The organism is Streptomyces sp. CO7, from assembly GCF_053474865.1.
Genome location: NZ_JBRIOU010000001.1, coordinates 91,049 through 99,921, shown reverse-complemented (window position 1 = coordinate 99,921; position 8,873 = coordinate 91,049). Strand labels below are relative to the sequence as shown.

Sequence of the window (8,873 nt, the reverse complement as noted above, 5' to 3'; positions counted from 1 at the left end):
CCGCCCGCCCCTTCGCGGTGGCCGCCCTGGCCAGGGACGCCGGCCGCACCGTCCTCGCGGTGACCGCGACCGGCCGCGAGGCCGAGGACCTGGCCGCCGCGCTGCGCTCGCTGCTCGACCCGGACGCCGTCGTGGAGTACCCGTCCTGGGAGACCCTGCCCCACGAGCGGCTGAGCCCCCGCAGCGACACCGTCGGCCGCCGCCTCGCCGTGCTGCGCCGCCTCGCCCACCCCCGCGCCGACGACCCGGGCGCGGGCCCCGTCCAGGTGGTCGTCGCGCCCGTCCGCTCCGTGCTGCAGCCGCAGGTCAAGGGCCTCGGCGACCTGGAGCCGGTCTTCCTGCGGAGCGGACAGCAGGCCGACCTCGGCGAGATCGTCGAGGCGCTCGCCGCCGCCGCGTACAGCCGCGTCGAACTGGTCGAGAACCGTGGCGAGTTCGCCGTCCGCGGCGGCATCCTCGATGTCTTCCCGCCGACCGAGGAGCACCCGCTCCGCATCGAGTTCTGGGGCGACGACGTCGAGGAGATCCGCTACTTCAAGGTGGCCGACCAGCGGTCGCTGGAGGTCGCCGAGCACGGCCTGTGGGCCCCGCCCTGCCGCGAGCTGCTGCTGACCGACGAGGTCCGCCGCCGGGCCGCCGAGCTGGCCGAGGAACACCCGGAGCTGGGCGAACTGCTCGGCAAGATCGCCGAGGGCATCGCCGTCGAGGGCATGGAGTCCCTCGCCCCCGTCCTCGTCGACGACATGGAGCTGCTCCTCGACGTGCTCCCCAAGGGCTCGATGGCGGTCGTCTGCGACCCCGAGCGGGTCCGCACCCGCGCCACCGACCTCGTGGCGACCTCGCAGGAGTTCCTGCAGGCGTCCTGGGCGGCGACGGCAGGCGGCGGCGAGGCCCCGATCGACGTCGGCGCGGCCTCCCTGTGGTCGATGGCGGACGTTCGCGACCGGGCCCGTCAGCTCGACATGCTCTGGTGGTCCGTCTCGCCGTTCGCCGCCGACGAGATCACCGGCGACTTCTCGGACGACGCGACCGCCGACACCCTCAAGCTCGGCATGCACGCCCCCGACACCTACCGCGGCGACACCGCCCGCGCGCTGGCGGACACCAAGGGCTGGGTGGCCGACGGCTGGCGCATCGCGTTCCTCACCGAGGGCCACGGCCCGGCGGCCCGGATCACCGAGGTGCTCGGCGGCGAGGGCGTTCCCGCCCGCCTCGACAAGGACCTCACCGAGCTCACGCCGTCCCTGGTGCACGTCTCCTGCGGCAGCGTCGAGTACGGCTTCGTGGATCCGGCGCTGAAGCTGGCCGTGCTCACCGAGACCGACCTGTCCGGGCAGCGCACCGCCACCCGGGACGGCGCGAAGATGCCGGCCCGCCGCCGCAAGGCGATCGACCCGCTCACCCTGGAGCCGGGCGACCACATCGTGCACGAGCAGCACGGCGTGGGCCGCTACCTGGAGATGGTGCAGCGCACCGTGCAGGGCGCGACCCGCGAGTACCTGGTGGTCGAGTACGCCCCCGCCAAGCGGGGCCAGCCCGGCGACCGGCTGTACATCCCGACCGACCAGCTGGAGCAGATCACCAAGTACGTCGGCGGCGAGGCGCCCACCCTGCACCGCCTGGGCGGCGCGGACTGGACGAAGACGAAGGCGCGGGCGAAGAAGGCGGTCAAGGAGATCGCCGCCGACCTGATCAGGCTGTACAGCGCCCGCATGGCGGCACCCGGTCACGTCTTCGGCCCGGACACCCCCTGGCAGCGGGAGCTGGAGGACGCCTTCCCCTACGCGGAGACGCCGGACCAGCTCACCACCATCGCCGAGGTGAAGGCCGACATGGAGAAGTCGGTCCCGATGGACCGCCTGATCTGCGGCGACGTCGGCTACGGCAAGACCGAGATCGCGGTGCGCGCCGCCTTCAAGGCGGTCCAGGACGGCAAGCAGGTCGCCGTGCTGGTGCCCACCACGCTGCTGGTGCAGCAGCACTTCGGCACCTTCAGCGAGCGGTACGCGCAGTTCCCGGTGAAGGTGCGGGCGCTCTCGCGCTTCCAGTCGGAGTCGGAGTCCAAGGCGACCCTGGAGGGGCTGCGCGACGGCTCGGTGGACATCGTCATCGGCACCCATCGCCTCTTCTCGTCGGAGACCAAGTTCAAGGATCTGGGCCTGGTCGTCGTCGACGAGGAGCAGCGGTTCGGCGTCGAGCACAAGGAGCAGCTGAAGAAGCTGAGGGCCAACGTGGACGTGCTCACCATGTCCGCCACGCCCATCCCGCGCACCCTGGAGATGGCGGTCACCGGCATCCGCGAGATGTCGACGATCACCACCCCGCCGGAGGAGCGCCACCCGGTGCTCACCTTCGTCGGCCCGTACGAGGAGCGGCAGATCGGCGCGGCGATCCGGCGTGAACTGCTGCGCGAGGGCCAGGTGTTCTACATCCACAACCGGGTGGAGTCGATCGACCGGGCGGCGGCCCGGCTGCGGGAGATCGTCCCCGAGGCGCGGATCGCGACGGCGCACGGCCAGATGTCGGAGCAGGCACTGGAGCAGGTGGTCGTCGACTTCTGGGAGAAGCGGTTCGACGTGCTGGTCTCCACGACGATCGTGGAGTCGGGCATCGACATCGCCAACGCCAACACGCTGATCGTGGAGCGCGGCGACAACTTCGGCCTCTCCCAGCTGCACCAGCTGCGCGGCCGGGTCGGCCGTGGCCGGGAGCGGGGCTACGCCTACTTCCTGTACCCGCCGGAGAAACCGCTGACCGAGACCGCGCACGAGCGGCTGGCGACCATCGCCCAGCACACCGACCTGGGCGCGGGCATGTACGTGGCGATGAAGGACCTGGAGATCCGCGGCGCGGGCAACCTGCTCGGCGGCGAGCAGTCCGGTCACATCGCGGGCGTCGGCTTCGACCTGTACGTGCGGATGGTCGGCGAGGCGGTCGCCGAGTACCGGGCCTCCCTCGAGGGCGGGGTCGAGGAGGCGCCGCCGCTGGAGGTGAAGATCGAGCTGCCGGTGGACGCGCACGTCCCGCACGACTACGCGCCGGGCGAGCGGCTGCGGCTGCAGGCGTACCGCTCCATCGCCTCCGCCAACTCGGAGGAGGACGTCGCGGCGGTCCGCGAGGAACTGGTGGACCGGTACGGCAAGCTGCCGGAGCCGGTGGAGAACCTGCTGCTGGTGGCGGGGCTGCGGATGCTGGCCCGGTCCTGCGGAGTGGGCGAGATCGTGCTGCAGGGCAACAACATCCGCTTCGCTCCGGTGGACCTGCGGGAGTCGCAGGAGCTGCGGCTCAAGCGGGTGTACCCGGGGACGGTCATCAAGGCGACGGCGCAGCAGGTGCTGGTACCGCGGCCCAAGACGGCGAAGATCGGCGGCAAGCCGCTGACGGGACGCGAACTGCTGGCCTGGACCGGGGAGTTCCTGACGACGGTGCTGTCCTAGGCGGACGGGTCGCCCGGGGCGGACGCGTCCCGGGTCGGTGCCGGCCCGGGTCGGTGCGGGCCCGGACAGGCGGGTCCTGGACGGACGTGCTCTGTGACGGAGGGGCGGGTGGCGCGCGGCGGGCGGCCCGCCCCTCCGCCGTGTCCCCGCTTTCCTCTGCCGTGACCGCGCCTCATCCGCGGACCCACTGCGCGCCGCCGTGTCCGTACAGCCTCCGCGGTCCCACGGCGCGTCGCGGTGTCCGTGGGTCTTCGGCGTGTCCGCCGGCCCAAGGCGTGTCCGTGGCCCTGCGGCGTGTCGGTGGACCTACGGCGTGTCCGCGTCGCCGCCGGGCCGGAACAGCGTCGTGGCGAGCTCGCGGAACGTCTCCTCGGGGTCGCCTCCGCCGAGCGCGTCGTCGAGGTTGTGCGCCAGCAGCAGCGTGGCGAAGCCGTGGGCCAGTGACCAGGCGGCGACGCCCGCCAGCCGGGCCTCCACCCCACGGTCGCGGTCCGGGACCCCGGCCACGGCGTCCCGCAGCGCGGCGCCGGAGAGCGCCTGCGCGGTGACCAGTTCGACGTCCTCGGGCCGCAGCAGCTGAGGGCTGAACATCACCTGGAAGTGCGCCGGGTGCTCCCGGGCGAAGCGGACGTACCGCACGCCTGCCTCGCGCAGGTCGTCCGCCCGGCGCAGGGCGTCGGCGAGCAGTTCGTGCCCCTCGGCGGCGATGGCGGTGAGCAGACCCGTGCGGTCCTTGAAGTGGTGGGCGGGCGCGGCGTGCGAGACGCCGGCCCGGCGGGCGAGGTCGCGCAGGCTCAGCGCCGCCGGGCCCTCGGCGGCGATGGCCTCCAGGGCGGCGGACATGATCGCGCGCCGCAGGTCGCCGTGATGGTACGGGCGGTCCGGCGGCGTCGGGCGGGTGGTGACCATGGGGCCAGGTTACTCCGATCTGGTCATTGACAAGTTCCCTCCTGCGGGCCCAATCTGGACAGTGACAAGTTCAGGCTCTTCCCTTCTTCCCTCGCCGACGGTGGAGGCATCCCATGACGGAGCAGACCGGAACCACGGCCCCTGCGGCGGCCCCGACAACGGCCCCGGCAGAGGTCGGCCCCGCCGAGGTCCGCCGGATCTGGCACCTCCTCGAGCCGCTGCACGCGGTGCTCTACTACGCCCCGGAGGCCTTCGAGGAGGCGGCCGCCCTGGGCTACGACGTGCGGGAGCGGTGGCCCGCCTACTTCGCCTTCCGGGCCGCCCCGCTCGGAGCCGTCGGCGCGGTGCGCGCGGCCTCGGCCTTCTACAGCATGAGCCCGCGGATGGTGGAGCGGCAGCTGCCGGCCGTGTGGCGGGTGGCGAGCCCGGAGGAGGTCCTCGCGGCGCGGCTGCGCGGCGTGGACCGCACCTACCGCTCACTGTTCGGCGAGCGGGTGGCCGGCCCGGAGATACGCGCCGCCGCCGCGCTCGCCCGGCGCGCGGCCGAGGCCGCCGACCTCGCCGGCAGGCCGTTGGCCGCGGCCAACGCCGAGTTGCCGTGGCCCGACGAGCCCCACCTCCAGTTGTGGCAGGCGGCGACGATCCTGCGCGAGCACCGGGGCGACGGTCATGTGGCCGCGCTGATGGCGGCCGGGCTCGACCCGGTGGAGGCACTGGTCTCCTTCGAGGCGATCGGCGCCGCCAGTCGGCAGACCCTCGCCAGTCGGGAGTGGAGTGCGCCGGAGTGGGAGGCGGCGCGCAGCCGGCTGGCCGGTCGCGGCCTGGTGACGGAGGGCGGGGCGGCCACGGAGGCGGGCAGGGCGCTGCGTGAGCGTGTCGAGCGGGAGACCGACCGGCTGGCCTCGGCGCCCTGGCGGGCGACGGGCGCGCAGGAGACCGCCCGACTCGCCGATCTGCTGGGCGACTTCTGGGTGGCGGTGATCGCCTCGGGCCTGCTGCCGGCCGACAACTCCCTGGGCATAGGCAAGGTATGAGCCCGGCCGTCGCCGACTCGTACGAGTGAGGGCCGGAATGTCCGCTACCACCGGGGGCATGATCGCATCAGTTCGTGCAGTTCCGACACGACCGGAGGTAGCGAACTATGCGCAACAGAAGGCCGGGCGGCGACCGCCGACGAGCCCTCGGTGTCCTTTCCGCGATCGGCGCGGCGGCGGTATTGGTCTCAGGGTGCGAGGTGCCGGAAGGCACCCTCGACAACTCGCCCTCCGATCACGCCGGTTCGCCGACCGGCCCGCCGGCGGCCGCGGGGCGGGCCGTCAGCCCGCTCGACAACCCGGACGGCACCAAGCCGGGCCTCGCGGTGGTGTCCTCGGACGCCGACCGCGCCAAGGCCCGTGACCTGATCGAGAAGGTGGACGTGAAGGGCCGCGGCCCCAAGACGGGCTACGACCGCGACGAGTTCGGCGAGGCCTGGCTGGACACCGCCGACGTCCCCTTCTCCCGCAACGGCTGCGACACCCGCAACGACCTGCTGAAGCGGGACGGGGACGGGCTGGAGTTCCGCTCCGGCTCGAACTGCGTGGTCGTGAAGATGACGCTCGCGGACCCCTACACAGGGAAGGAGATCGACTGGGCCAAGGCGGACGCCGCCGAGGTGCAGATCGACCACGTGATGGCGCTGTCCTACGACTGGCAGATGGGCGCCTCCCGCTGGTCGAAGGACAAGCGGAAGGCCATCGCCAACGACCCGCTCAACCTGCTGCCGGTGGACGGCCCCACCAACTCGTCCAAGGGGGACTCCGGCCCGGCGGCCTGGGTCCCGCCGAGCAAGAAGATTCGCTGCGCCTACGCGGTGCGCTTCGCCCAGGTCTCCCTGAAGTACGAACTCCCGGTGACCAAGGCGGACAAGGCGGCCATGCTCAAGCAGTGCGGCGGCTGACGCGATCCAGGCCCAGGCCCAGGCCCAGGCCCAGGTCTCGGTGCCGGTGTCGGTGCCGGCCTCGGCCCTGGCGCGTTCGCGGTGACGGCCACCGAACAGGCCGCGGGGCCGCCCCCCGTGTGGACGGAGGACGGCCCCGCGGCCGGTGCGACGACTTCGGTGCGACGACCGGGAGGGTGACTCAGAGGTTGTCGAGGTCCACGATCTTGCCCTTGGGGGCGTCGGTGGGGACCGGCTTGCCGTAGTCGCTGAACTTCAGGGAGGCCGGGGAGCCGCTCTCGGTGGTGTCGACCTGCAGCAGGTAGGGCTCGCCCTCGGTGGCGACGTACAGCGTGGTGGAGCCCTTGCCCTCCTTCGCCGTGACGGTGAAGGCCGGGGTGCCGGCGAGCTCGGTCTCCTTGCCGCGCTTGGAGCCCGCGGTGCTCGCGGTCTTGAGCTCCCCGAGGATGGTGTCGAGGTTGCACATCTCCGCCACGTCGCCTGCGCCGTCGGCCGAGGTCTTGGCCCACTTGCCGCCGATCATGTCGACCATCGCGTCGAGGGTCGCCGCGTCCTGGTCCTTGTTCTGTGCGCGCAGGGACTTCTCGTCCAGCTTCATGTAGAGCGTCTTCTCGGTGCTGATGATCTCCATGGTGCCCTCGCCCTCAGGGCTGATGGTCCCCGCGCACGCGCCCTTCTTGTCCATGGCGATGTCCATGGCCATCGTCTTGCCGGTCTCCTCGTCGGGCACCAGACCCTTGAAGCGCAGGGACTCGGCGTCCGTGGTGGCCTTCACGGCCTTGTCGGCGATCTGCTCGCCGGACAGGCCCGCGAAGGCCTCCTGGCCGGCGCTGCCCTTGGAGTCCTTCGAGCCCTTGGAGTCCTTGGCGTCCGTGCCGGACTGGCAGCCGGTGACGAGCAGAACGGCGGTGGCGGCGGCCGCGGTCAGCCGGGCGGCGGTACGGGTGGAAGAGCGCATGGCAGGTGGTTCCTTCTCAGGTCCTGGAGACAGCGGCAGGTGTCCCGGCGGCCGCGACGACGCACTGCACGGGCCGGTCGAACAACACCATGACAACATGAATGTGTGAACGGGGTCAACCAGGTTCACAAATTGATGGCCGTACACGCTGTGAACCAGGAGCCCAGATGGCTATGCTCTGCTCGAAGCCGTCCGAGGGGAGTGCCTGGTGCAGGACAACGCGACCGAGGTGACGGCCGCCGACATCGCCCGGCTCGCCGGTGTGGGACGGGCGGCGGTCAGCAACTGGCGTCGCCGGCACGGGGATTTCCCGAAGCCGGTCGGTGGCACGGAGAGCAGTCCGGCGTTCCTCCTCGCGGACGTGGAGGAGTGGCTGCGGCGGCAGGGGAAGCTGGTCGAGGTCCCGCTGCGGGAGCGGGTCTGGCAGCAGGTGTCCGGGCACCCCGAGAGCCCGGCCGCCGCTCTGGTGCAGGCGGGCTGCGTCCTGCTGCTGGTGCACGAGCGGCCCACCCGCTGGCTGGAGATCGCCGCCGGTTCCGACGAACGGCTCGCCGCCCTCCTGCCGGCGGACCTCGAACAGACCGTCACCCGCCGCCTCGGTGGCGGCCCGGCCTCCGCGGAGGCGGGCCCGCCGAGCGGCCCGCGGGCCGTCCGGGTGCCCACCGGCCCCGAACTCCTGCCCTCCGCGGCCCTGTTGCGCGGCGTGGCCGAACTGGCCGCGGAGAGCGGCCCGCGCCAGACCTACGAGTTCCTCCTCGACCGGTTCGTCGACCTCCGCCACCACGCCCTCACCCCGCCCGACCTGGCCGGGTTGATGGCCGACCTCGCCGAGACCGTCCCCGGGCCGGGCGGCGACGGGGGCGACGGCGACCGCACGTCGCCCCGGGTCGTCCTCGACCCGGCCTGCGGTACCGGCGCCCTGCTGCGTGCCGCCGCCTCCCGGCCCCGCCCCGAACCGGAACTCCTCGGCCAGGACAGTGCCCCCGCGCTCGCCGCGCTCGCCGCCCTGCGTCTCGCCCTGCACACCCCGGGCCCGGTGCACACCGCCCCCGGCGACACGCTGCGGGCCGACGCGTTCTCCACGGTGCGGGCCGACGCGGTCCTGTGCCATCCGCCGTTCAACGAGCGCAACTGGGGCCACGAGGACCTCGCCTACGACCCCCGCTGGGAGTACGGCTTCCCCGCGCGCACCGAGTCCGAGCTGGCCTGGGTCCAGCACGCCCTCGCCCGGCTCAAGGACACCGGCACCGCCGTGCTGCTGATGCCGCCGGCCGCCGCCTCGCGCCGCTCCGGCCGCCGGATCCGTGCCGACCTGCTCCGCCGGGGCGCGCTGCGCGCGGTGATCGCCCTGCCCGCCGGGAGTGCGCCCCCGCACAGCCTTCCGCTCCACCTGTGGGTGCTGCGCCGCCCCGGCGTCGCACCGGCCCAGCCCCGGCTGCTGCTCGTCGACACCGCCGGCGGCGCGGGGGGCCGCCCGGAGACCGACCGGCGCGACGTCCGCGAGACCGCCCTGAACGCCTGGCGGTCCTTCGACCGCGCCGGTGACGTGTCGGAGGAACCCGGCCGGGTTCGCGCGGTCGCGGTGATCGACCTGCTGGACGACGACGTCGACCTGACCCCGGCCCGGCAC

At 73.2% G+C, this 8,873-nt stretch carries 6 protein-coding genes; 4 read left to right on the top strand and 2 right to left on the bottom strand.

The window, feature by feature from the left end; genetic code table 11:
* On the top strand, positions 1–3,437 hold a 3,437-nt coding region (gene mfd / locus ACOV8S_RS00445; protein WP_448315208.1), incomplete at its 5' end, for a transcription-repair coupling factor.
* A 306-nt stretch (positions 3,438–3,743) separates the two neighbouring features.
* On the opposite strand, the gene ACOV8S_RS00440 is transcribed toward mfd, so the two are convergent.
* Complete coding sequence (locus tag ACOV8S_RS00440; RefSeq protein WP_448315206.1) at positions 3,744–4,346, bottom strand: TetR/AcrR family transcriptional regulator; 603 nt, start codon at positions 4,344–4,346, stop codon at positions 3,744–3,746.
* Positions 4,347–4,459: 113 nt separating this feature from the next.
* Between ACOV8S_RS00440 and ACOV8S_RS00435 the strand changes: the two genes are divergently transcribed.
* Entirely contained in the window at positions 4,460–5,380 is a 921-nt protein-coding gene (locus ACOV8S_RS00435) for an SCO6745 family protein (protein ID WP_448315204.1), read from the top strand.
* A 107-nt stretch (positions 5,381–5,487) separates the two neighbouring features.
* On the top strand, positions 5,488–6,285 hold the full coding sequence (locus ACOV8S_RS00430; protein WP_448315201.1) for an HNH endonuclease family protein: 798 nt from the start codon (positions 5,488–5,490) through the stop codon (positions 6,283–6,285).
* Between the two features lie 181 nt (positions 6,286–6,466).
* On the opposite strand, the gene ACOV8S_RS00425 is transcribed toward ACOV8S_RS00430, so the two are convergent.
* The gene (locus ACOV8S_RS00425; protein WP_448315199.1) at positions 6,467–7,243 is read right to left on the bottom strand and encodes a hypothetical protein; all 777 of its coding nucleotides are present in this window, start codon (positions 7,241–7,243) and stop codon (positions 6,467–6,469) included.
* A gap of 208 nt (positions 7,244–7,451) precedes the next feature.
* On the opposite strand from ACOV8S_RS00425, the gene ACOV8S_RS00420 reads away from it, so the two are divergent.
* A partial coding sequence (locus ACOV8S_RS00420) for an N-6 DNA methylase (RefSeq protein ID WP_448315198.1) occupies positions 7,452–8,873 on the top strand: 1,422 nt, incomplete at its 3' end.

Bases quoted from the DNA above. Each gene is read 5' to 3' on its own strand.
- ACOV8S_RS00440 (WP_448315206.1), bottom strand. From the start codon at position 4,346: ATGGTCACCACCCGCCCGACGCCGCCGGACCGCCCGTACCATCACGGC.
- ACOV8S_RS00435 (WP_448315204.1), top strand. From the start codon at position 4,460: ATGACGGAGCAGACCGGAACCACGGCCCCTGCGGCGGCCCCGACAACG.
- ACOV8S_RS00430 (WP_448315201.1), top strand. From the start codon at position 5,488: ATGCGCAACAGAAGGCCGGGCGGCGACCGCCGACGAGCCCTCGGTGTC.
- ACOV8S_RS00425 (WP_448315199.1), bottom strand. From the start codon at position 7,243: ATGCGCTCTTCCACCCGTACCGCCGCCCGGCTGACCGCGGCCGCCGCC.